Below are 23890 nucleotides of genomic sequence, written 5' to 3'. Positions count from 1 at the left end.
GCGCGCCACGGCCCCCGCCCCCAGCGATATTCACTCCCGGACCGTCTTCTCCCGCCGCCACGGCCGCAGCCCCGACCGAAACAACTCCGCAACGCAACTGTGGCATCACTCCTCATACCGGCGACTACGATGCGCTCGATCTCCCTTTACGGAGAACGGAGACATGTCTCCGGACGGGGAGTCTGTTTCTGAAATGCCGGCACATGTCGTGCCACACAAGGACATCGCTCCGGAAGCAGAGAACGCCATGCGCAACAACCCGGGCAGGGGTCTCCAGCCCAATGTCCTCGGCACCTTCGACACCGTGGTCATGGCGGTCGCGGGCAGCGCGCCGGCGTATTCGATCACCGCCACCACCGCGGTCCTCGTCAGCGCCGTCGGTCTGGCCAGCCCCGCCGCGCTGCTGTACTGCGCAATACCCATGCTGGGCATCGTGCTGGCCTACAGCCGGCTCGGCCGGCTCGACGCCCACGCGGGCGCCGCCTACTCCTGGGTGGGCCGTACGCTCCACCCGGCCCTGGGCTTTCTCTCCGGCTGGGCGCTGGTGGTCTCCGCGACGATCTTCATGGTCGCCGGGTCGCTGCCCGCCGGTGCGATGACGCTCGCGCTGTTCGACCCGGCGCTGGCCGTCGACACGGAGCTGGCGCTGCTGGTCGGGGCGGGCTGGTTCCTGGTCATGCTGCTGGTGGTGCTGGGCGGCGCGCGGCTCACCGTACGGGCACAGCTCCTGCTCACCGGGGTGGAGCTGGCCGTACTCCTGCTGTTCGTGCTGGCGGCCGTCGTCCACAACGGCTCGGCGCAGGCCTTCGACTGGTCGTGGCTGGGGTTCGGCCACTTCGACGGGACGTCCGGGTTCGCGGCCGGGGCGCTCGTCGCCGCGTTCTACTACTGGGGCTGGGACGTCACCAGCAATCTCAGCGAGGAGACCCGCAACAGCCGCAGGACCGCCGGGCTGGCCGCCCTGATCGGCATGGGCATCGTCTTCCTGCTCTTCGAGGCGTTCACCATCGCCGTCAATGTCATCCTGACCGCCGACCAGATCCAGGCGGGCAGCGCTAATGTGCTGGGGGTGCTGGGCGAGGAGATCTGGCCGGGCATCGGCGGCAAGCTGCTGATCGTGGCGGTGATGATGTCGACCATCGCGACCCTGGAGACCACCCTGATCCAGGTGACGCGCTCGCTGTTCGCGATGGGCCGCGACCGTACGATGCCCCGCGCGCTCGGCACCGTGCACCGCACCTGGAACACGCCGTGGGTGGCGATCGCCGTGGTCGGTGTCGTGGCGCTCGGGATGCTGGCGGCGGCCTCCGCGCTGGGCTCGGTCACCGAGATCATCTCCGACGCGGTGACCGCGATCTCGCTGCAGATCTGTGTGTACTACGGGCTGGCGGGCATCGCGGCCGTCGTCGCGTACCGCAAGGTCCTGCTGCGTTCGGTACGGGACTTCGTGCTGGCCGGGCTCTGGCCGCTGCTGGGCGCGCTGTTCATGTTCTGGATGTTCTACGAGTCGCTGAGCGAGCTGACCGCGGTGGCGGTCACGATCGGGATCGGCGGGCTGGCCGCGGGGCTGGTGCCGATGGTCTGGTACTGGCTGCGGGGCAGCTCGTACTACCGGCCGGCGCGGCTGGACGCCTCGCGCGCGCCGGACGACGGCGAGGCGTACGGCGGCCCGGGCGCCGACGGGCCGGTGCGGACGGGTGAGGCGCTGGCCACGGACTTCTGAGGGCGCGGCAGGAACAGCGGGAAGCGGGAAGAGGGGGAGGTCGTCATGGCGGAAGCCCGGCACCGCGCCGCCCGGGGCCGGTCCCGGGGCGGGTCCTCCGACCGGTCCCCCGACCAGTCCTCCGGACGGTCCTCGGGGCGTTCTTCCGGGCGGTCCTCGGGACGGAAGAGCGCACCCGAATTCGACCCGGACTTCGGGGACCGGCCGCTGACCGAGGCGCGGCAGGACATCGTCATCGGCCGCTGGCAGGGCGTACGCGATCTGCTGCGCGCCACCGGCGACGACTGGCCGCGCCGTACCCACCGGATACGGCTGCTCTCGCATGCCGCGGCCGGGAGTTCGGCCGTGGAGAACTGGCGGGCTGCGGAGCCGGACAGTCCGGATGTGGCGGTGCTGCGGGCGGCGACCGAGGTGGTAAGGGCCTTCAGCCTGGCCATCGCCGCCGGGCGCGGTGTCGGGATCGACCCGGCGCGGCTCGACGCGACCGTACTGATCTGCCTCCAGGCGGCCGAGGCCCGTCCCGCCGACCCGATGCCCTGGGTGTCACTGCTCACCGTGGCGCGGCTGTACGAGAGCGGGGTGAGCCGGGGCGAACTGCGGCGCTGGTGGGACGAGTTGCGCCGGCGCGACCCGTACAACACCGAGGGGCACACCCAGTTGCTGCGCTACCACTCGGCGCGCTGGCACGGCACCCATGGGCGGATGTACGACTTCGCCAGGGACGCGGCGGGCGCGGCACCGCCCGGGTCGCCGCTGCCGGTGCTGGTGCAGATCGCGCGGGTGGAGGAGTACCGCTATGCGGCGGAGGGGGTACGGGGGCGGGGTCCGGTACGGGACTTCGGCCGGCACTGGCACCACGAGCTGGCGGTGACCGAGGTACGGCGTACCTTCGACCGCTGGATCGGGGCGCGGGCGGCCGGCCCTGTGGTCCCCGAGGAGACCGGCGAGCTGAACTATCTGACGCACGCGGCCTGTTACGCGGGGCTGCACGAGGAGGCGCGGCACCTCTTCGAGCTGATGGGGGCGCGGGCGGCGCGGGTGCCGTGGTCGTACACGGGTGATCCGGCGGAACAGATCGTGGCGTTCCGCCGCGGGCGGTGAACGCGGGCGGCGAGAGAGCGCCTGGTGAAACAGCAAGCGGGGTGACGCCGGTCCGAGTCGGCGCCACCCCGCGACTTGCCGGATGGGTTCAGGGGTTCAGCGGTTCACGGGTTCAGTGGCCGTACGGCAGTGCGCGTACAACAGCAGTCGTACAGCCGCCGCCGTACGACAGCGGCCGGACAGCAGCCGCCGTACGCCTCCGCCCGCGTCGGCTCAGACGCCGATGTCGCCGCCGTCCTTGCGCCAGACCGCCACGACCGACGGGCGGACCATCTTGCCCGGTCCGTCCGGCCACGCGCTCGCGGGCTGCTCGACGGTCGCGCCGGTGATCTCGCCCGGGTGCTGCACGGCGACCAGGACCCGGCGGTCCTGGATGACCGGGCCACAGGTCTCGGCGCCGTTCGGCACGGTCAGGAACTGCTTCAGCTCACCGCGCCGCTCGCCCTGCGTGGCCACGCCGAACAGACCGTCGTGGGTGCCGAGGGCGTTGCCGTCCGTCGAGATCCACAGGTTGCCGTGCGGGTCGAAGGCGACATTGTCCGGGCAGGAAATGGGGCTGACCTTCTCCTTGGGGAAGCCCGCGAAGTAGGTGGCCGGGTCCGTCGGGTCGCCCGCGACCAGGAAGAGGCGCCAGGCGAAGCCGTCGCTCGACGGGTCGTCCCAGTTCTCCGCCAGCTCCAGGATGTGGCCGTGCTTGTTGGCGTTGCGGGGGTTGGGCTCGGTGGGGCCCTCCTTGCCGGCCTTGCCGCGGTCGGTGTTGTTGGTCAGCGCGACATAGACACGGCCGCTGCGCGGCGACGGCTCGACGTCCTCCGGGCGGTCCATCTTGGTGGCGCCGACCTTGTCGCCCGCGAGGCGCGTGAAGACGTACACCTCGTCGGCGGTCATGCCCGGGACGTGCGAGACATCGCCGGTGGCCAGCGGGATCCAGACGCCGGAGCCGTCGAACTCGCCGTCGTTCGGGAGCTTGCCCGTACCGTCGAACTCGCTCGCCGGGCTGTCGCCGGTCAGCTTCGCGACGTACAGCGTGCCCTCGTCGAGCAGGGTCAGGTTGTGCTGGTGGGCGGCGCGGCTGTTGCCCTCCTTCATCCGCTTCGACGAGACGAACTTGTAGAGGTAGTCGAAGCGCTCGTCGTCGCCCATGTAGATGACCGGGCGGCCGTCGGCGGTGAGCCGGGGCTGGGCGGCCTCGTGCTTGAAGCGGCCGAGGGCGGTGCGCTTCTTGGGCGTCGAGTCGGGGTCGTACGGGTCCAGCTCGACGACCCAGCCGTGGCGGTGGGCCTCGTTGGGCTCCTGCTTGAGGTCGAAGCGCTTGTCGAACAGCTCCCACTTGCGCTCGGTGGCGCCGGTGGTGATGCCGTAGCGCAGGTCGGTGGGGCTGGAGCCGTTGGCGAAGTACTGGTTGAAGTTCTCCTCGCCGTGGAGTGTGGTGCCCCAGGGGGTGGTGCCGCCGGCGCAGTTGTTGAGCGTGCCGAGGACACGGCTGCCGGTGCGGTCGGCGGAGGTGCGCAGCAGCTCGCTGCCCGCGGCCGGGCCGGTCAGCTCGAACTTGCTGGTGGCGGTGAGGCGGCGGTTCAGCTCGTGCCGGGTGACGGCGGTGAGCTTGCCGGTCTTGCGGTCCTCCTCGACCACGACCACGGAGAGACCGTGGGCGGCCCAGGCGATCTCGACCTGCTCGCGGGTGGGGGCGGCGGCGTTGTAGCCCTTGAACATCAGGATCTCGTCGGTGTACTCGTGGTTGGCCACGAGGACCTGACGGCCGCGCTCGCCCTTGAAGGGCAGCAGGCTCAGGAAGTCGTTGTTGTAACCGAACTGGCCGGCCTGCGCCTTGGCGGTCTGCCGGTCCGGGTCGAAGGCCGGGGCGCCGCGCAGGATCGGGTCGCCCCAGCGGATGACGACGTTCTGGCTGTAACCGGACGGGACGGTCACCTGGTCGGCGACATTGGGGGCGACCGGGGTGAAGCGGAGGCCGCGGGCGCCGTCGGGGGTGGGGGTGTTGCCGTGGCCCTTGCCGCCGAGGGGGGTCGCGGAGGCGACGTTGTCGGGGCCGGCCACGACGACCGCGGTGCCCGCGGCGGCGGCGACGGTCACGACGGCCGCGGCGCGCACCATGGAACGTCTTGACAGCGCGCCGGCGATGATGTCGCCGGCGTACTCGTTGTCACTGGTGTTGGGCACCTCGTGGAAACAGGCGTCGCCACAGCGGTAACGACAGGTCAGAGCGGAACGTCCGCCCGGGTGAGAGTTGAGCAGCGGCAGCAGTTTGCGCACTTTCGCCTCCGTTGAGTGTGGTGTCTCGGCGCGCCCCGCGCCGACATGGCCGACACAGTGTCGGGATGTCTCGGCCGTGACGCTAGGTGTGATGGCCAGCAGGGCGGCGGCGCATGGGTGAACGAAACATGAACGCGGGGCGACCGGGTGGTCTGGGGAGGGTAATGCGGTGCGGGGTACGGGAGATGGGGGCGGGGCGGGCGTTGCCCGCGTCTGCGGTGCGCGCGGGGGGCGTGCTCTGTGCGTGCCGGGGGCGTGCGTCACGGGTCCACTGCGCGTCCGTTGCGCATCACCCGTCCGTGGGCCACGCGGCCGGGGGGAGGCCGCCCCTGCCGTGGATCAACGGGACGGCCGCTAACCTTACGTATCCGCCCTGGCCAGGGATGCGCCTTGTCCCCGGCGGCGGACACCGCACCCAACTGATCTGAAAGGCCTCGCCCATGGGCATTCGGAGCTTGCTGCGCAAGGTGTTCGGACGCGACCGTGCGGAGGGGGCGGGGCCGGCGGAGCCGGCGGTCGAGGCCACGAGCACGCCGGAACCGGCCGAGGCCCAGGCCGAGCCCGCACCGCCGTCGACCTCCCCGGTCGAGTCCGCGGCGGCGGACCTGGTAGCCGCGGCCTTCGACAACCTTCGAGTCCCGGCACAGCCCGAGCCCAAGGCGAAGGCCGACGCAACGCCCATGCCGGGAGCGGAAGTTCCGACGGCGGAGGCGTCCGTACCGGAGCCGAAGGCCGAGCTGATGCCCAAGGGCGAGACCACCCCGGACCTGCGGACCGAGCCGGTGGCCGCGCCTGGGGCAACGCCCTCGGCTGAGGCCGAGGTTGCGACCGCACCGGTCCCCGAGCCGAAGGCCGCCCTCACGGCCGAAGCCGAGGCAGCACCCGTGCCGGAGCCCGAGGTTGCGGCCGTACGGGCCTCCGTTCCGGAGCCCGAGCCAACGCTCGTGCCGGAGGCTGAAGTTGCGGCCGCAGCCGTCTCCGTACCGGAGCCGCAGGCCGAGCCGGAGCCCGTACCAGCGCCGGCGCCGGACGCCGAACTGGTGCCTGCCCTTGCAGGCGAGCGCAAGGGTGAGACCGCCCCGGAGCCGGAGGCCGTCCTCGCGGCCGTGGCGGAGCCCACGATCGACGCGGACGCCCGGACCGCCACCGCCGAGCCCGAAGCAACGCCCCTGCCGGGGGCCGAAGTTGCAGCGACGGTCGTCTCAGGCCAGGAGGCCGGGGCACAGACCGTCACCGAGGCGGAGGTCCCGGCCCTCGCCATCGAGCCCGAGGCAACGCTCGTGCCGGAGGTCGAGGTTACGGCCGCAGCCGTCTCCGTACCGGAACCGCAGACCGAGCCGGAGCCCGTACCAGCGCCGGACGCCGAACTGGTGCCTGCCCTTGCAGACGGGCCCAAGGGCGAGACCGCCCCCGAGCCGGAGGCCGCCCTCGCGGCCGTGGCGGAGCCCACGGTCGAGGCGGACGCCTTGGCCGCCGCCACCGAGCCCGCGGCAACGCCCCTGCCGGAGGTGGAAGTTCCGGCGACGGTCGCCTCGGGCGAGGAGGCCGGGGCACAGCCCGTACCGACGCTGGAACCGGCAGCCGAGCTGACGCCCGCCACCGAGGCGGAGGCAACGCTCGTGCCGGAGGCTGAAGTTACGGCCGCAGCCGTCTCCGTACCGGAGCCGCAGACCGAGCCGGAGCCCGTACCAGCGCCGGACGCCGAACTGGTGCCTGCCCTTGCAGGCGAGCCCAAGGGCGAGGCCGCCGCGGAGGCAACCCCTCTGCCGGAGGCAGGAGTTCCGGCGGCGGTCGTCGCCGCCCCGGAGGCCGTACCGACACCGGAAGCGAAGCCGGTGCTCGCGCCCGCGGCACAGCTCGCCACCGAGCCCGAGGCAACGCTCGTGCCGGAAGCCGAGGTTCAGGCCGTACCCGCGCCCACGACGGAGGCCGCGGGCGAGCCCGTGCTCGCATCCGTAGCGGAGCCCGCTGCTGAGGCCGACGTTCCGGCCGAGCCGGAGGCCGTCCTCGCCCCCGAAGCGCCCCGGCCCGGGGCCACCGGCGACCCCGCCGTGGCGCTCGCTCAGGTCCGCGCCCTCGCCAGTGGGCTCGTTGCGCGCTACACCGCCGCCGGGGACGCTCTCGCCGGCCTCGGGATGGGTGGCACGCGCGCCAGTGTGTATCTCGTGCTTGACCGGTCCGGGTCCATGCGGACGTATTACAAGGACGGGAGCGCCCAGCACCTCGGGGAGCAGGCGTTGGCGCTCGCCGCGCATCTTGACGACAGTGCCACCGTTTCCGTCGTGTTCTTCTCCACCGAGATCGACGGGACCGGGGCCATCGACCTCGCCTCGTACGAGGGGAAGATCGACGAAATGCACGGCTCCCTCGGGCGGATGGGGCGGACCCACTACCACCGCGCCGTCGAAGAGGTCGTCGCGCTGCACGAGAAGGCCGGGGGCGAAGGGCCCGCGTTGGTGATCTTCCAGACGGACGGGGCGCCCAACGCCGTACGCGCCGCCGAGCAGGCGTTCGCCGACGCCGCCGAGCTGCCGGTCTTCTGGCAGATCGTGGCGTTCGGCGAGGAGGACGCCAAGGGCTTTGACTTCGCCCGCAGGCTCGGCGCGGACCCGGGCGCCAAGAACGTCGGGTTCTTCCACGCCGGCCCCGCCCCCCGCGAGCTGCCCGACGCCACCCTCTACCGCGAGTTGCTCACCCCCTGGCACGCCTCCCGGGCGAGCTGACCCGAAAAGCAGAACCACGGACAAGCCCTGCCGCCGGCCGCGTCACTCCGACGCGGCCGGCGGCAGTTTCACCGTCACGGCCAGACCGCCCCCCGCCCCGCCCGGCGCCGCCGTCACCCGCCCCCCGTGCGCCTCCGCGATCGAGCGCACGATGGAGAGGCCGAGACCCGCCCCCCGGCCCATCCGGTCGCGCCCCTCCCCCCGCCGGAACGGTTCGAACAACGCCGGGACGTCCTCCTCGGCCACCACGGGACCGGTGTTCCGTACGACCAGGACAGCGCCGTTGACCTCGATGTCGACCGTGCCCGTCCCGTCCGGCACCTTGAAGCCCGGCACGTTGTACGTCACCGCGTTCGTCAGCAGATTGCCCACGAGCTGGCCGAGCAGCAGCCGGTTCCCGCGTACCACCGCCGCGTCGATGACCGACACCGACTTGTCCAGGCCGAAGCGGGCCGCCTCCTCCTCCACCGCCTCGCCCAGATCGATCAGCTCCTGGTCCTCCACCTCGCGCTCGCTGCGCGCCAGCACCAGCAGCCCCTCGATGAGCTGCTCGCTGCGCCGGTTGTTGTCGAGCAGGGTCTGTTTCGTACGGGCCAGCTCGTCCGGCGAGCACGGGTCGTCCAGACCGACCTGGATCGCGGCGCGCTGTGTCGCCAGCGGGGTACGCAGCTCGTGCGACGCGTTCGCGATGAACCGGCGCTGGCTGTCGAACGCCTTCTCCAGCCGCGCCAGCAGCGCGTCCAGCGTGTCGCCCAGCTCCTTCAGCTCGTCGTCGGGCCCGCTCGCCCCGATCCGCTCATGGAGATTGTGCTCGGAGAGCCGCCGCGCCTTGGCCGTCATAGCGTGCACCGGCCGCAGCACCCGCCCCGCCGTCCACCAGCCGACCACCACCGCGCAGGCCGCCATCACCAGCAGCGCGGCGACCGACCAGAAGAGCATCTCGTCGGAGGCGGCGTCGGTGACATTGTCGGTGAGCCGGTAGACGGTGACGGGCGCGATCCGCTGCTCGCTGATCAGCCCGCGCACCGGGGAGGCGGGCAGCACGGGCGCCACCTGCGCGGGCACCACCCGGGCGGCCATCTCCTGGGCCTCGTTCTGCGTACCGGCGGTGGAGAGCAGATTGACCACGGTGAGCAGACAGCCGCCGAGGACGACGAAGACCCCGCCGTAGACGAGCGCTATGCGCGTACGAATGGTCGAGCCGGGCCCGGAGCCGAAGCCGATACCAAAGCCAGTGCCAATGCCGAAGCCGGAGCCCGAGCCGGACCCTGGGCCGCGCAACGGGCCGCGCACCGCGCCGCGCACCGGGCCCGGGAAACGTACGGTCGTCTTCACAGTGCGTATCCCACACCCTGCACCGTACGGATCAGCGGCGGTTCGCCGAGTTTGGCGCGGAGCTTGCTGAGACAGACCCGTACCGCCCCGGTGAAGGGGTCCGCGTGCGCGTCCCACGCCCGCTCCAGCAGCTCCTCCGCCGACACCGGCGCCCCGTCCGCCTCCAGCAGGATCTGGAGCACCGAGAACTCCTTCGGCGACAGATCCAGCACCCGTCCGTCCCGCGACGCGGTCCGCCGTACGGAATCGAGCCGTACGCCGTGCCGCTCCAGCAGCGGCGGTACGGGCCTGGCGCTGCGCCGCCGCAGGGCGCGCACCCGGGAGACCAGCTCGGGGAAGTCGAAGGGCTTGCCGAGATAGTCGTCGGCACCCAGATCGAGCCCCGCCACCCTGTCCTCCATGGACGCGGACGCGGTCAGCATCAGGATGCGCGTACGGGACGACTCGGCGACCAGCTTGCGCGCGACGTCGTCGCCGTGGACCCGGGGGAGGTCGCGGTCGAGCACGACGACGTCGTAGTCGTGCAGTCCGAGATAGGCGAGGGCGGCGTCCCCGCTGTACACGGTGTCGACGGCGAATCCCGCGCGCCGCAGTCCGGTCGCGACCAGCTCGGCGAGGACCTCCTCGTCCTCGGCGACCAGTACCCGCATGCTGTCGTCCCTCGCCTCGTGCCCAGCCGCCCCGTACCCTGCCGCCCCGTGCCCAGCCTTTTGCATGATGCCCGTCTCCTCCCAGGATGGGCCTGTCTACAACACGCGGTGTTTCGCAAAGCTCTCCCTCCCCGGGCGCGACCGGCCCGCCCCCGCCTCGCCCCCCAAACCCGGGCGACTCGCCTTGGGCGGGTCGGATACGATATTGACATTCCGTAGACCAATCGGTCACTCCGTGTAGCGACTTGGGAGCAGCCTGCAATGGCTCGACACCTCATCACCAGCGCCCTTCCGTACATCAACGGGATCAAGCACCTGGGCAACATGGTGGGGTCCATGCTCCCGGCGGACGTCTATTCCCGGTATCTGCGCCAGCGCGGCCATGACGTCCTCTACATCTGCGCGACCGACGAGCACGGCACCCCCGCCGAACTCGCCGCGAAGGAGGCGGGCGTGCCCGTCGACACCTTCTGCGCCGAGCAGCACGACGCGCAGAAGGCGGTCTACGACGGGTTCCAGCTCCGGTTCGACTACTTCGGCCGGAGTTCCTCGGCGCAGAACCGGGACATCACGCAGGAAATCGCCCGGGAGCTGAAGGCCAACGGCTTTATCGAGGAGCGGGCCATCCGCCAGGTGTATTCGAACACCGACGGCCGCTTCCTCCCCGACCGCTATATCGTCGGCACCTGCCCGCACTGCGGTTACGACAAGGCCCGCGGCGACCAGTGCGAGAACTGCACCCGTGTGCTGGACCCGACCGATCTGATCGAGCCGCGCTCGGCGATCAGCGGCAGCAGCGACCTCGAAGTCCGCGAGACCAAGCATCTGTTCCTCCTCCAGTCCAAGCTGGCCGGCGAGGTGGAGACCTGGCTCGACGAGCGCGCCGGCAACTGGCCGGTGCTGGCCTCCTCCATCGCCCGCAAGTGGCTGGCGGAAGGGCTGCACGACCGGGCCATCACCCGTGACCTGGACTGGGGCGTCCCGGTCCCGGCCGACGCGTGGCCGGAGCTGGCCGCCGAGGGCAAGGTCTTCTACGTCTGGTTCGACGCCCCGATCGAGTACATCGGCGCGACGAAGGAGTGGTCGGACCAGGACCCGGAGAACCGGGACTGGCGCTCGTGGTGGTGGGAGTCCGAAGGGGACGTCCGCTACACGCAGTTCATGGGCAAGGACAATGTCCCGTTCCACAGCATCATGTTCCCGGCGACCCTGCTGGGGACCCGCTCGCCGTGGAAGCGCGTGGACGTCATCAAGGCGTTCAACTGGCTGAACTACTACGGCGGGAAGTTCTCCACCTCCCAGCGGCGCGGGGTCTTCACCCATGACGCCCTGGAGATCCTGCCCGCCGACTACTGGCGCTACTTCATGATGGCGAACGCGCCGGAGTCCGACGACGCGTCCTTCACCTGGGAGCACTTCACCGCCACCGTCAACAAGGATCTGGCGGACACCCTCGGCAACTTCGTCAACCGCGTGCTGTCCTTCTCGCGCAAGCGCTTCGGCGACACCGTGCCGGCGGGCCGGGCGGCCGGGGAAGCGGAGGCGAAGCTCGGCGGGGAGATCGCGCGGCTGCTCGGCGAGTACGAGGGGCACATGGAGTCGCTCCAGTTCCGCAAGGCGGCGGCGGCGCTGCGCGCGCTGTGGTCGGCGGGCAACTCGTATCTGGAGGAGAAGGCCCCCTGGCTGGAGATCAAGACGGACGAGGAGGGCGCGGCGCTGACCCTCCGTACGGCGATGAACCTGATCCATCTGTACGCGGTGATCTCCGAGCCGTTCATCCCGGCGTCGGCGAGGGCGATGCGCGGGGCGTTCGCACTGGACGAGGACACGGCGGTCTGGGTCACGGCGGAGGAGGCGAAGGCCCTGGCGTCGGTCCCGGCGGGCACGGCGTTCACCGTACCGCCGGTGCTGTTCGCGAAGCTCACGGACGATGACCTGGCGGCGTACAAGGAGCGCTTCGGCGGCGAGGCGGCATAGGGCGTACGCGAAGGGCCCGGGAGCGGCGGCAACGGCTCCCGGGCCCTTCGGCGTCTGTACCTGTACGTACGGTCCGGACGCGTCTGGCCCGTACGGTACGGGCAGCGCGCCCGGGACGGCGGACATCAGCGTCACAGGCTCAGCGATGCCGCGTCCCCCATCACCACCACCGGGCGCTTCGCCGGGTCCAGCGTGCGCAGCAGTTCCTTCATGCGCCAGCGCGGCACCGCGACACAGCCCTGGGTGGGTCCGCCGTGGTCGACATGGAGCCAGATGCCGCCGCCCTTGTCGGCGCCCAGCGGCCGGGTCCAGTCCAGCGGGGTCCGGCCCGCCACCCGGTTGTAGTTGATCGCGATCACATAGTCGAAGGCCCCGGTGAGCGGCTCGCCCTCGAACCCCGTGCCCTCCGCCTCGAAGGCGGGCCCCCGGTCGTACGGGAGCTTCGAGCCCGGGTCGGGCAGCTTGCCACCCGCGTCGGTGAGCCCGAACACGCCGATGGGGGAGCGCAGATCGCCCTGGTGGTGATCGTCGGTCCAGCCCTCCCGGGCGTTGTGCGCGGGCCATTCGTCGGAGACACGGCGCCAGCCGGTGACTGGATCGCGCTCGTAGAGCGTGACGACCGACCGGTCGGAGTCCGCGTCGGCGCCCGTCACCACCACCGCCTGGTTGCTGGTCTCGGGGATCTCGGACCGGGTCTCGGGGCCGAGACCGGGGATCACCGCGGGCTTGACGGGCGGCGGCTCGGGCGCGGAGCGGCCGGTGTGCCCGCCGGGGGAGGCGGCCCCGGGGGAGGCGCTGCCCGTACCCTTGCCGCCCGCGGCCGTTCCGCCCGGCGCGTTCCCCGCGTTGTCGGCGGTGTCCGCGGTGCCCGCGCAGCCGGTGAGCAGCAGGCCGGCCGCCAGCAGACCGGTGACCAGCGGCAGGGCGGCCGGCCGTGGTCCTCTGCGAGCGGGACGGCGGGAGCGGACGGACATGGGCGTGCCTCTTTCATTTCTCGTTCGGGGGATGCTCGGCGGTCGTCGGCGTGTGCGTCGGGGCTGTCACGGTTCCCTTGCCGAAGTCTGCGCCGGAGACCATCGCGGTCACGTCCTCGACGGTCCCCGGCGCGTCGCCGTGGACACAGAGCGTGAGGGAGATGGCGGTGTAGGGGGCGGGAGTGCCGCCGAGGAGTCCGCTGTACTCCCGGGTGCCCCGGATGGCGCGGCAGCCCGGGGACGGACTGTCCGAGCCGTACAGCACGGGTGGCTGCTCGATCTTGTTCTTCAGGCCGTCCAAGGTCATGGGGACGAGGGTGAGCAGGGCGTCGTCGGGCCCGAGCGCCGCCACCGGGAGGCAGGTCTCCGCCGCCTTCACCTGGCAGGGCAGGCCGTACGGGGTGAGGTCCTGGGACGAGACGAAGCCGCGGGCCGCCACCTTGAGCCGCCCGTCGTCCGGCACCTCCAGCGCCTGCCAGCGCTCGGGCAGCCGCAGGGTCACCCCGGCCACCCGTTCGAACCGCACCCCGGAGCCGGCGTGCGGGGCCTGCCAGGCGGTGTCGACGGGCGCGGGCACCGTCGGCTCGGACGGGCCGGGGACGGCGGAGGCGGAGGCGGCGGGGGGTGCCGGCTCTGGGACGTCGCGCAGCAGACCGGGCAGCACCGTTCCGGCCACCGCGAGCCCGGTCACGGCCGCCGCCGCGGCTCCTGCCGTACGGCGCCGCCGCCGGGTCCGCCGGGCCCGCTCCCGTACCCGGCCGAGCAGCCCTTCGGGGGCGGGCAGTCTGGGCACGGTGCGCTCCAGCAGAATCCGCAGCTCCCGCTCGTCCTCCGCGCTCGGCTCAGGCGCCGGCGGCTCGTGCTCCGGACCGCCCGGCTCGGACCCCGGCGGCTCGTGGCCGGACCTGCCCGATCCGTGTCCCGAACCGTTCAGCTCGGGTCCGGGCCTGCCCGGCTTCTGCCCCGGCGCGCCCGGCTCGTACGCCGAACCGTCCGGCCCGCGCCCCGGCCAGGGCTCATCCACGCCGCTCACCGCCCGCCACCGAGGCGGGCAGCGCGGCCCGCAGGGCGCGCAGCGCACGCGCCGACTGGCTCTTGACCGTGCCCGGGGAACAGCCCAGGGTCGCCGCGGTGTCCTCGACGCTCAGATCCTCGAAGTACCGCAGCACGACCACCGCGCGCTGCCGCACCGGCAGCGCCCGCACGGCCGCCGCGAGCGACTGCTCCAGATCGACATGGGCGTACGGGTCCGCCGCCCCGGCCGCGTCCGGCACCTCCCCGTACGGCAGCTCCCCGCGCCAGCGCCGCCGCCACCAGGACGCGTGCAGATGCACCAGGACCGTCCGTACATAGGCCTCCGGCCGGTCCCCGGCGATCCGCGGCCACTTCGGCCACACCTTCGCGAGGGCGCTCTGCAGCAGGTCCTCGGCGAGATGGGCGTCCCCGGTCAGCAGCCAGGCGACCCGCAGCAGCCGCGGCCCCCGGGCGGCGACGAATGCCTCGAAGTCGCCCTCGCCCGGATCCATCGCCCCGCCCCTGCCATCGCGTTCGTTCTCCCACGCACCTCAAACGCCCCGGGAGACCGATCCGGTTGCCACGGAACGAAAAGTCGTGGGCACGTTGTGGGAAAGCGCACAGAACCGCACAGACGCGAAGAGGCCCGGAACCCCACCGGGTTCCGGGCCTCCGACGTATCTACGGAACTGCCTACTCCGCGGACTTGGTGACCGGCTTGCGCAGCGCGATGTGCAGTTCGCGCAGCCGCGCCTCGTCCAGCGTGGTCGGCGCGCCCATCATCAGGTCCTGCGCGTTGCCGTTGAGCGGGAAGGCGATCGTCTCGCGGATGTTCGGCTCGTCGGCCAGGAGCATGACGATACGGTCGATGCCCGGGGCGATCCCGCCGTGCGGCGGGGCGCCGAGCCGGAAGGCGCGGAGCATGCCCGCGAACTCGTGCTCGACGGTCTCCCGGTCGTAGCCCGCGATCTCGAAGGCCTTGAGCATGACCTCGGGCTCGTGGTTCCTGATCGCGCCGGAGGACAGCTCGATTCCGTTGCAGACGATGTCGTACTGCCAGGCGAGGATGTCCAGCGGGTCCTTGGTCTCCAGGTCGGCGAGGCCGCCCTGGGGCATCGAGAACGGGTTGTGCGAGAAGTCGATCTTGCCGGTCTCCTCGTCCTTCTCGTACATCGGGAAGTCGACGATCCAGCAGAACCGGAAGACGCCCTCCTCGAAGTGGCCGGCGCGCTTCGCGGCCTCGACGCGGACCGCGCCCATGATCTTGGAGACCTCGTCGAACTCGCCCGCGCCGAAGAAGACGGCGTGGCCGGGCGCGAGCGAGAGGCGCTCGGTGAGGACCTTGACGTTCTCCTCGGTGAGGAACTTGGCGATCGGGCCGCTCAGCGCGCCGTCCTCGCCGACCCGTACCCAGGCCAGGCCCTTCGCGCCGTGCTCGACGGCGAACTCACCGAGCCCGTCGAAGAACTTGCGCGGCTGGCCGGCGGTGTCCGGGACCGGGAGCGCGCGGACGTGCTTGCCCGCGAACGCCTTGAACTCGGAGCCCTCGAAGACATCGGAGATGTCGGCCAGCTCCAGGGTGGCCCGCAGGTCCGGCTTGTCGTTGCCGTACTTCAGCATCGACTCGCGGAACGGGATGCGCGGGAACGGCGAGGTGACATGGCGGCCGCCGCCGAACTCCTCGAACAGCTCGGTCATCAGCTTCTCGACCGGCCGGAAGACATCCTCCTGCTCGACGAAGCTCATCTCGACATCGAGCTGGTAGAACTCGCCGGGCGAGCGGTCGGCGCGGGCGTCCTCGTCGCGGAAGCAGGGCGCGATCTGGAAGTAGCGGTCGAAGCCCGAGATCATCAGGAGCTGCTTGAACTGCTGCGGGGCCTGCGGCAGCGCGTAGAACTTGCCGGGGTTGAGCCGGGACGGCACGACGAAGTCACGGGCGCCCTCGGGGGAGGTCGCGGTGAGGATCGGGGTGGCCATCTCGTTGAAGCCGAGCGCGGTCATCTTGTGCCGGATGGCCGAGATGACGGCCGTACGCAGCATGATGTTGCGGTGCATGCGCTCGCGGCGCAGGTCGAGGAAGCGGTATTCGAGGCGCCGCTCCTCGTTGACACCGTCCTCGGTGTTGATCGTGAACGGCAGCGGTCCGGCCGCGCCCAGCACCTCGACCTCGGAGACCTCGATCTCGATCTCACCGGTCGGCAGGTCCGGGTTGACGTTCTCCTCGCCGCGCGCGGAGACGGTGCCGTCGATCCGGACGACGGTCTCCTTGGTGAGCTTGGACAGCTCCTCGTTGGCGGCGGTGCCGGGGCGGGCGACGAGCTGGACCAGGCCGTAGTGGTCACGCAGATCGATGAAGAGGATGCCGCCCAGGTCTCGGCGATTGTGCAGCCAGCCGCTCAGCCGGACGCCGGTGCCGACGTCAGAGGCGCGGAGCTCGCCGCAGGTGTGGGACCTGTACCGATGCATCGTCGTTTCATCCAGTCTTAGCAAGTCGGGGTTGGCCGGGTGCCGGCCGCGTCGCGGGGTCCGGCCGCGTTGAGTCGTACAGCAGACCGCGCCGGGTCGTACAGCAGAACAGGTTACCGCCCGGGCGCTGGGCCCCTCACTGGCTTTTGCCCCCTCGCTGGCTTTTGCTCCGCAGATATTCATAAAGTGGGGCAATGCGCACCGAGGATGTCCTGGCCGCGATCGCGACCGGCCTGTGGAGCTGGGACAACGCGTCCGGGCAGGTCACCCTCGACGCCGAGGCGGCCCGGCTGCTCGGTCTCGGCCCGGAGGCCGCGGTCCTGACGGCCTCGGCGGTCCGTGCCCGCTTCCACCCCGTCGACTGGAACGAGATCGACGGCATCGTCAATCTCGCCATCGCCGAGGGCACGCTCGCCGAGGCCCGGCTGCGGATCATGGACGAGAACGGCAGGGTGGTCCGTACCGTTCGGGCCCGGGCCAAGACGTGTACGCGGCCGGAGCCCGGGGACCGTCCGTACATCGAGCTGTACGGCACGCTCCAGGAGGTCGCGGAGGTACGGCCCGGCACCACCGTCGAGGGCACCTCGATCACCGGCGACTGGCGCCGCTCCCGCGAGGCCTTCCTGCTGGACGCCGGGCGCGCGCTGGCCGAGGCGCGCTCGACCGCCGAGGTGCTGCGGGTCGCCGCGTCGCTGTCCATGCCGGGGTTCTCGCCGGACGGGCTCGCGGTGTACGGGGTCTCGGGCGAGAGGCTGACGATCGTGGGCCACCATGGGCAGGCCGCGGTGGACATGGACCCGTTCCAGGGCATGACGGTGGACACGGACTATCCGGCGGCCGAGGTGGTACGGACCGGCCGGGCCATCTATCTGCCGACGCCCGAGGCGTACGAGACGCGCTACCCGGCCACCTGGCGTTATGTGAAGCACTTCCAGCGGCACTCCTGGGCGTTTCTGCCGCTGGTGGTGGCGGGCAGGACGATGGGCACCTGGATGGCCGCGTTCAAGCACCGGGTGGCGTTCTCGCCCGACGAGCGGTCGGTGCTGACGACGGTGGCGCGGATGCTGGCGCAGGCGCTGGCGCGCGCGGGTATCGCCGAGACGGAGCGGGAGCTGTCGCTCGGGCTCCAGCGCACGATGATGCCGACGCTGGGGCCGGAGATCCCGGGGATGACGGTGGCGGCGCGGTATGTGCCGACCGGGGGCGGGCTGCAGATCGGCGGCGACTGGTACGACATGATCCCGCTGCCGGGCGGCAGCGGAGCACCGGGGGCGGACGGGCACGGCAGCGCGGGCCGGGGCGGCGCGGGCCGGGCCGCCGGCGAGTGGAGCGGCGAGGAGTGGACCGGCGGGCGGTTCGCGCTGGTCATCGGGGATGTCCAGGGGCATGACGTGCGGGCGGCCGGGCTGATGGGACAGCTCAGGATCGCGCTGCGCGCGTACGCCTCGGAGGGGCACAGGCCCGACGCGGTGCTGTCGCGGGCCTCGCGCTTCCTGGCCGGGCTCCAGCACTACCAGGGGCCCGGCACGGACGGCGCCGCCATGACGTCCGACGAATACCCCGCCGGCGGTCCGCGCTTCGCGACCTGCCTCTATCTGGAGGTCGACCCCGAGGCCGGCACCCTCGACATCGCCCGCGCCGGCCATCCCGATCCGGTGATCCGCGCGACCGACGGCACGGCGGTGATCCGGCCGACCGCGGGCGGGCTGCCGCTCGGCATCGAGGCCGACTCCGACTATCCGACGACCCGGCTGAGCCTGGAGCCCGGCGAGACGCTGATGCTGTGCACGGACGGACTGATCGAGACCGGCGGGCACGACATGGCAACCGGCTGGGCGCGGCTGCGGCCGGTACTGGAGGAGTACAGCGGCGAGTCCCTGGAGAAGCTCGCCGACGCGCTCGTCCAGGCCGTGCACGGTCCGACCTCGCACTACACGACCGGGCCGCTCGCGGACCGGCGCGAGGACGACATAGCGCTGCTGCTGCTCTCCCGGGACCGTACGCCCGTACCCACCGCGCGCGGCACCGTACGGCGCACCGCGCTGACCATCGCGCAGGCCGAGCCGGAGCGCATCGCCGGGGTGCGGCGGCAGGTGCGCGATCTGCTGCACGACTGGGCGGACGGCGAGCAGGTCGACTCGGCGGAGCTGATGGTCTCCGAGATGCTCACCAACGTACTCGTCCACACTGACAACGACGCCCTGCTGCTGGCCGAGGCGACCGGCGAGCCCGGGAGGCGGCGGCTGCGGGTCGAGGTCGCGGACACCAGCGACGAACTGCCGCACCGCAGGCGCCCCGGGGAGCTGGCGTCCAGCGGGCGCGGGCTGCTGCTGATGGAGATGCTGGCGGACGCGTGGGGGGTGGACCCGCGGGGCGACGGGAAGTCGATCTGGTTCGAGCTGTACGAGCGGGAGGCGGGGGACGGGGAGGCCGGCTGAGTCGTGCCCGAGCCTGGGCAATGCCTACGCGGCCGGACCGTAGCGGGTGCGCAGCTCGGAGATCACCCCGAACGCGGCGGCCGTCAGCGGTACGGCGAGCAGCATGCCCAGGATCCCGGCGACGCTGGCGCCCGCGGTGATGGCGAGTATCACGACGGCCGGGTGCATCTGGACCGTACGGCTCTGGATCATCGGCTGGAGCACATGCCCTTCCAGCACCTGCACGGCGAGCACCACCCCCAGCGCCCAGAGCCCGGTCACCCAGCCGCGGTCCGCGAGCGCGACCAGCACGGCGACGGCGCCGGAGAGGAAGGCGCCGAGGTACGGGATGTACGCGCCGACGAAGACCAGCGCGCCCAGCCCGACCGCGCCGGGCACCTGGAGGAACAGCAGGCCGACGGTGATGCAGACGGCGTCGATGAGGGCGATCACGGTGGTGCCGCGCATGAAGCCCTCGACGGCCTCGAACGCGCGGCGCGCCATGGCCTCGACGGTCTCCCCGGTCTCGCTCGGGGCGAAGGACCGCAGCGAGTCGACAGCCTTGTGCGAGTCCCGCAGGAAGAAGAACATCAGCAGCAGCGCGAGCACGCCGGTGGCGATCAGCTCGCCGACGACGCTGATCCCGGTGAGCACACCGGTGGCGGCGGTCGCGCCGAACTTGCCGAGCAGGGACTTGGCGTTGGACGCGACGTCGTTGAGCGAGGTGCCGGCGGCGCCGAAGTGCTTGGTGAGGTCCTTGGCGGCCTGCTTGAGCGAGGAGACGATCTGGTCGCCGCTGTCGACGAGCGCGCTGACGACGATGTACCCGGCCCCGCCGACGACCGCCACGACGGCGACACAGGTGAGCCCGGCGGCGACCGACCGGTTGAGCCGCATGGCGAGGAGCCGCCGGAAGAGCGGGCCGAGCAGGGCGGTGCCGAGGATGGCGAGCAGTACGGGGGTGACGGCGGTCTTGAAGGTGATGGTCAGCCAGATGCCCACGGCTCCGACCCCGGAGACGGCCAGCGCCACCGCACACCACGCGGCCAGACGCCGAACCCCCTCGGGCAGCAAGGACGTCAAAGAACCCCCAGTCACCCTCCCACCCGACCACGCCCCACCACGCCTGTCCTCCGGGGTTACGCCGTCCGACGCAGGGGGCGTAGCCGCGGTGGCGGCCCCGGCGCGAAGCTGCCGCCACGGCGGTTGGGGGGCGGGGCGGCCGCGCCCCCGTGCATGTCCGCCCTCGGCGCGAAGCTGCCGTGCCACCGGGCGAGGGGGTACGGGGGCCGCGCCCATGTACGTCTCCGCCCGCGGCGCGAAGCTGCCGCGGGCGGTGGGGGGTGTGGGGGGACATCGTCCCCCCACACATTTCAAGGGCGGGTGGGTGGGAAAAGTCCCGGCCCGCGGGGGCGTTACGCGTGGGGGACCGGGATTGTGCCCAGGCGGCCGGCCTGGAAGTCGTCGAAGGCCTGCCTCAGCTCCGCCTCGCTGTTCATCACGAACGGGCCGTAGTGCGCCATCGGCTCACGTATCGGCCGCCCTCCCAGCAGCACCACCTCCAGGTCCGGCGTGTGCGAGTCCTGGGACTCGTCCGCCCGTACCGTCAGCGTGCCGCCCGCGCCGAACACCGCCGTCTGCCCCATGCGGACCGGACGCCGCCCGGCTCCTGCCGTACCGCGCCCCGCCAGCACATACGCCAGCGCGTTGAAGTCCTCCCGCCACGGCAGCGTCACCTCCGCCCCCGGCCGCAGCGTCGCGTGGATCATCGTGATCGGGGTGTGCGTGATGCCGGGCCCCTCGTGCCCGTCCAGCTCGCCCGCGATCACCCGCAGCAGCGCGCCCCCGTCCGGCGATGTCAGCAACTGCACCTGGCCGCCGCGGATGTCCTGGTACCGCGGGTCCATCATCTTGTCGGACGCCGGCAGGTTCACCCAGAGCTGGAGCCCGTGGAACAGCCCGCCCGACATCACCAGCGACTCCGGCGGCGCCTCGATGTGCAGCAGGCCCGAGCCCGCCGTCATCCACTGCGTGTCACCGTTCTGGATGGTCCCGCCGCCACCGTTGCTGTCCTGGTGGACGAAGGTTCCGTCGATCAGATACGTGACGGTCTCGAAGCCGCGGTGCGGGTGCCACGGGGTCCCCTTGGGCTCCCCCGGCGCGTACTCCACCTCGCCCATCTGGTCCATCATGATGAACGGGTCGAGGTACTTGTAGTCGATCCCCGCGAACGCGCGCCGCACCGGAAAGCCCTCGCCCTCGAACCCACTGGGCGCGGTCGTGACGGCGAGCACGGGACGGGCCACGGCGTCGGCCGGGGCCGCCACCCTGGGCAGGGTCAGCGGGTTGTCGACGGTCACTGCGGGCATGAGGGCCTCCTCGGTTTGTCACGCCTCAATTTAGTTGAACGGTGAACATCCAGCAAGGCCCACTTCATTCCCGCGCGCGCCCGGATCCGCACACGACTGAGGCCCGTACCGGATCGGTACGGGCCTCAGGCCGTAAAAACTCAAAAGCTCAAACGCTCAGCCGTACATACGCCTCATCGCGAAGTCCACCATCTGCTCGACCGCCTTCGCGTCGAACACCATCCGGTGGTCCCCCTCCATGTCGAGCACGAACCCGTACCCCGTCGGCAGCAGATCGATCACCTCCGCGCCCGTGATCACGAAGTACTTCGACTCCTTGCCCGCGTACCGCCGCAGCTCCTTCAGCGTGCTGAACATCGGGATCACCGGCTGCTGCGTGTTGTGCAGCGCCAGGAACCCCGGGTTGTCCCCCCGCGGGCAGTACACCTTCGACGTCGCGAAGACCTGCTGGAAGTCCTCGGCCGACAGCGACCCCGTCGTGAACGCCCGTACCGCGTCACCGAGCGACGGAGGCGACGGTTCCGGATACAGCGGCTGCTCGCCGTACCCGGGAACACCCGCGCCGGCGCCGCCCATCTGCTGATGATGATGCTGCTGCGGTGGCGGCTGCTGCGGCGGGTGCGCGTACTGCTGCTGAGCGCCCGGAGTCTGGTCGTAGCCGTACATGACCGCAAGAGTACTGAGGAATACCGCCCCGGGAAGCCCCGTCGCCCTCGTCACACCGGCCGGATCGGGGTTGCATCTTATTACCCATGGGTAGCATCATCGGACCTACTTACTGGTACCCGCGCCTACCGGGCTGTTCCTCGCCTGCGGAACCCACCTACGGAACCTACGGAGTCGTCGCCATGGGGCACTACAAGTCGAATCTCCGCGACATCGAGTTCAACCTCTTCGAGGTGCTCGGGCGCGACAAGCTGTACGGCACGGGACCGTTCGAGGACATGGACGTCGAGACCGCGAAGAGCATCCTCGAAGAGGTCGCACGCCTCGCGGAGAACGATCTGGCGGAGTCGTTCGCGGAAGCCGACCGCACCCCGCCGGTCTTCGACCCCGAGACCGGCACCGCCCCGGTGCCCGCCGCCTTCAAGAAGAGCTACCAGGCGTACATGGACTCCGAGTACTGGCGTCTCGGCCTGCCCGAGGAGATCGGCGGCACCACCTCCCCCCGCTCCCTGATCTGGGCGTACGCGGAGCTGATCCTCGGCGCCAACCCGGCCGTCTGGATGTACGCCTCGGGCCCGGCCTTCGCCGGCATCCTCTTCGAGGAGGGCAACGAGGCGCAGAAGAAGGCCGCCGCGATCGCCGTCGAGAAGCAGTGGGGCTCGACCATGGTCCTCACCGAGCCGGACGCCGGCTCCGACGTGGGCGCGGGCCGCACCAAGGCCGTCGAGCAGGAGGACGGCACCTGGCACATCGAGGGCGTGAAGCGCTTCATCACCTCCGGCGAGCACGACATGTCGGAGAACATCCTCCATTACGTCCTCGCCCGCCCCGAGGGCGCCGGCCCCGGCACGAAGGGCCTGTCGCTCTTCCTCGTACCGAAGTACGAGTTCGACTGGGAGACCGGCGAGCTGGGCGAGCGCAACGGCGTGTACGCCACGAACGTCGAGCACAAGATGGGCCTCAAGGCCTCCAACACCTGCGAACTGACCTTCGGCGACCGCCACCCCGCCAAGGGCTGGCTGATCGGCGACAAGCACGAGGGCATCCGGCAGATGTTCCGGATCATCGAGTTCGCCCGGATGATGGTCGGCACGAAGGCCATCGCCACCCTCTCCACCGGCTATCTGAACGCGCTGGAGTACGCCAAGGAGCGCGTCCAGGGCCCGGATCTGGCGCAGTTCATGGACAAGGCCGCGCCCAAGGTCACCATCACGCACCACCCCGATGTGCGCCGGGCGCTGATGACGCAGAAGGCGTACGCCGAGGGCATGCGCGCCCTCGTGATGTACACCGCCTCGGTCCAGGACGAGATCGCCGTCAAGGAGGCCGGGGGCGAGAGCGCCAAGGAGCTGCACGGGCTGAACGACCTGCTGCTGCCGATCGTGAAGGGCTATGGCTCGGAGCGCTCGTACGAACAGCTCGCGCAGGCCCTCCAGACCTTCGGCGGCTCCGGCTACCTCCAGGAGTACCCGGTCGAGCAGTACATCCGGGACGCCAAGATCGACACCCTGTACGAGGGCACGACCGCGATCCAGGGCCAGGACTTCTTCTTCCGGAAGATCGTGCGCGACCAGGGCCAGGCGCTGAACTCGCTGGCCGAGGAGATCAAGAAGTTCCTGGCCGTCGGCACGGGCGGTACGGAGCTGGCGCCGGCCCGTGACGCGCTCGCCAAGGCCGCCGCCGACCTGGAGGCGATCGTCGGCCGGATGCTGACCGACCTCACCGCCACCGGCGAGGACGTCAAGAACATCTACAAGGTCGGCCTCAACACGACGCGGCTGCTGATGGCTTCGGGCGATGTGGTCGTGGGCTATCTGCTGCTGCGCGGGGCCGCCGTGGCCGCGGAGAAGCTGGAGACGGCGACCGCCCGGGATGTGGCGTTCTATCAGGGCAAGATCGCGGCGGCGAAGTTCTTCGCGGCGAACGTGCTGCCGGAGGTCTCGACGCAGCGCGCGCTCGCCGAGGCGGTCGACGGCTCGCTGATGGAGCTGGACGAAGCCGCGTTCTGAGCGGGCCGAGTCGGCTGACGCGTTCCGAGCCGGCTGAGCCTCGTTCCGAGCAGCCGGGCTCGGCACCGCGACCGCCGCTGCCGCCACAGCGGCCTGACGATGGGGCACCTTTCCACGAGAGGTGCCCCATCGGCGTACGGGTGCGCCTTCGCCGTACGGGTGCGTCTTCGCCGTACGAGAGGTGCCCCGCCGGCG

16 protein-coding genes are annotated in these 23890 nt (G+C 71.4%); 6 read left to right on the top strand and 10 right to left on the bottom strand.

Translation table 11 applies throughout. From position 1 onward, the window contains the following. The first annotated feature begins 247 nt into the window (after positions 1-247). Complete coding sequence (locus ACFU9P_RS30380) at positions 248-1723, top strand: APC family permease (RefSeq protein WP_384086967.1); 1476 nt, start codon at positions 248-250, stop codon at positions 1721-1723. A gap of 45 nt (positions 1724-1768) precedes the next feature. Continuing rightward, entirely contained in the window at positions 1769-2824 is a 1056-nt protein-coding gene (locus ACFU9P_RS30375; RefSeq protein ID WP_384086965.1) for a hypothetical protein, read from the top strand. A gap of 213 nt (positions 2825-3037) precedes the next feature. Here the strand turns inward: ACFU9P_RS30375 and ACFU9P_RS30370 are convergent, their stop codons facing one another. Continuing rightward, positions 3038-5095, bottom strand: coding sequence for a PhoX family protein (locus ACFU9P_RS30370; protein ID WP_384086962.1), 2058 nt, complete (start codon positions 5093-5095; stop codon positions 3038-3040). 440 nt (positions 5096-5535) lie between these two features. On the opposite strand from ACFU9P_RS30370, the gene ACFU9P_RS30365 reads away from it, so the two are divergent. Then, the gene (locus tag ACFU9P_RS30365; protein WP_384086959.1) at positions 5536-7818 is read left to right on the top strand and encodes a VWA domain-containing protein; all 2283 of its coding nucleotides are present in this window, start codon (positions 5536-5538) and stop codon (positions 7816-7818) included. A gap of 42 nt (positions 7819-7860) precedes the next feature. Here ACFU9P_RS30365 and ACFU9P_RS30360 read toward each other — a convergent pair whose 3' ends face one another. Both ACFU9P_RS30360 and ACFU9P_RS30355 read right to left on the bottom strand, forming a co-directional pair. Further along, positions 7861-9060: a sensor histidine kinase gene (locus ACFU9P_RS30360; protein WP_384087062.1), complete on the bottom strand. Its 1200-nt coding sequence runs from the start codon at positions 9058-9060 to the stop codon at positions 7861-7863. Positions 9061-9149: 89 nt separating this feature from the next. After that, positions 9150-9803 carry a response regulator transcription factor gene (locus tag ACFU9P_RS30355; protein ID WP_217311120.1) on the bottom strand — a complete coding sequence of 218 codons (654 nt, stop codon included), beginning with the start codon at positions 9801-9803 and terminating at the stop codon, positions 9150-9152. A gap of 261 nt (positions 9804-10064) precedes the next feature. Between ACFU9P_RS30355 and metG the strand changes: the two genes are divergently transcribed. Then, positions 10065-11780: a methionine--tRNA ligase gene (metG, locus tag ACFU9P_RS30350; protein ID WP_384086955.1), complete on the top strand. Its 1716-nt coding sequence runs from the start codon at positions 10065-10067 to the stop codon at positions 11778-11780. A gap of 131 nt (positions 11781-11911) precedes the next feature. Here the strand turns inward: metG and ACFU9P_RS30345 are convergent, their stop codons facing one another. The 4 genes from ACFU9P_RS30345 to aspS form a co-directional block, all read right to left on the bottom strand. Next, positions 11912-12754: a L,D-transpeptidase family protein gene (locus ACFU9P_RS30345; RefSeq protein WP_376384592.1), complete on the bottom strand. Its 843-nt coding sequence runs from the start codon at positions 12752-12754 to the stop codon at positions 11912-11914. Between the two features lie 13 nt (positions 12755-12767). Then, positions 12768-13778 carry a hypothetical protein gene (locus ACFU9P_RS30340; RefSeq protein WP_384086952.1) on the bottom strand — a complete coding sequence of 337 codons (1011 nt, stop codon included), beginning with the start codon at positions 13776-13778 and terminating at the stop codon, positions 12768-12770. Continuing rightward, positions 13771-14280 carry a SigE family RNA polymerase sigma factor gene (locus tag ACFU9P_RS30335; protein ID WP_384086949.1) on the bottom strand — a complete coding sequence of 170 codons (510 nt, stop codon included), beginning with the start codon at positions 14278-14280 and terminating at the stop codon, positions 13771-13773. The genes ACFU9P_RS30340 and ACFU9P_RS30335 overlap by 8 nt, the downstream gene beginning before the upstream one ends. A 181-nt stretch (positions 14281-14461) precedes the next feature. Then, positions 14462-16234: an aspartate--tRNA ligase gene (gene aspS, locus ACFU9P_RS30330; protein WP_376384583.1), complete on the bottom strand. Its 1773-nt coding sequence runs from the start codon at positions 16232-16234 to the stop codon at positions 14462-14464. 194 nt (positions 16235-16428) lie between these two features. Between aspS and ACFU9P_RS30325 the strand changes: the two genes are divergently transcribed. After that, the gene (locus tag ACFU9P_RS30325) at positions 16429-18672 is read left to right on the top strand and encodes a SpoIIE family protein phosphatase (RefSeq protein ID WP_384086946.1); all 2244 of its coding nucleotides are present in this window, start codon (positions 16429-16431) and stop codon (positions 18670-18672) included. 24 nt (positions 18673-18696) lie between these two features. Here ACFU9P_RS30325 and ACFU9P_RS30320 read toward each other — a convergent pair whose 3' ends face one another. The 3 genes from ACFU9P_RS30320 to ACFU9P_RS30310 all read right to left on the bottom strand — a co-directional run bounded on the left by ACFU9P_RS30320 (position 18697) and on the right by ACFU9P_RS30310 (position 21686). Further along, positions 18697-19734, bottom strand: a complete 1038-nt coding sequence (locus tag ACFU9P_RS30320; protein WP_384086943.1) for an AI-2E family transporter — start codon at positions 19732-19734, stop codon at positions 18697-18699. A gap of 332 nt (positions 19735-20066) precedes the next feature. Next, the gene (locus tag ACFU9P_RS30315; RefSeq protein WP_376386362.1) at positions 20067-21020 is read right to left on the bottom strand and encodes a pirin family protein; all 954 of its coding nucleotides are present in this window, start codon (positions 21018-21020) and stop codon (positions 20067-20069) included. 156 nt (positions 21021-21176) lie between these two features. After that, positions 21177-21686, bottom strand: coding sequence for an SseB family protein (locus ACFU9P_RS30310; RefSeq protein WP_384086939.1), 510 nt, complete (start codon positions 21684-21686; stop codon positions 21177-21179). A gap of 182 nt (positions 21687-21868) precedes the next feature. On the opposite strand from ACFU9P_RS30310, the gene ACFU9P_RS30305 reads away from it, so the two are divergent. Then, positions 21869-23695, top strand: a complete 1827-nt coding sequence (locus tag ACFU9P_RS30305) for an acyl-CoA dehydrogenase (protein ID WP_384086936.1) — start codon at positions 21869-21871, stop codon at positions 23693-23695. Positions 23696-23890 lie beyond the last annotated feature (195 nt).

The sequence above is a fragment of the Streptomyces sp. NPDC057617 genome, assembly GCF_042800555.1.
Lineage (GTDB): Bacteria > Actinomycetota > Actinomycetes > Streptomycetales > Streptomycetaceae > Streptomyces.
The sequence above is the reverse complement of the archived record's forward strand: the minus strand, read 5'-3'. Positions and strand labels throughout refer to the sequence as shown.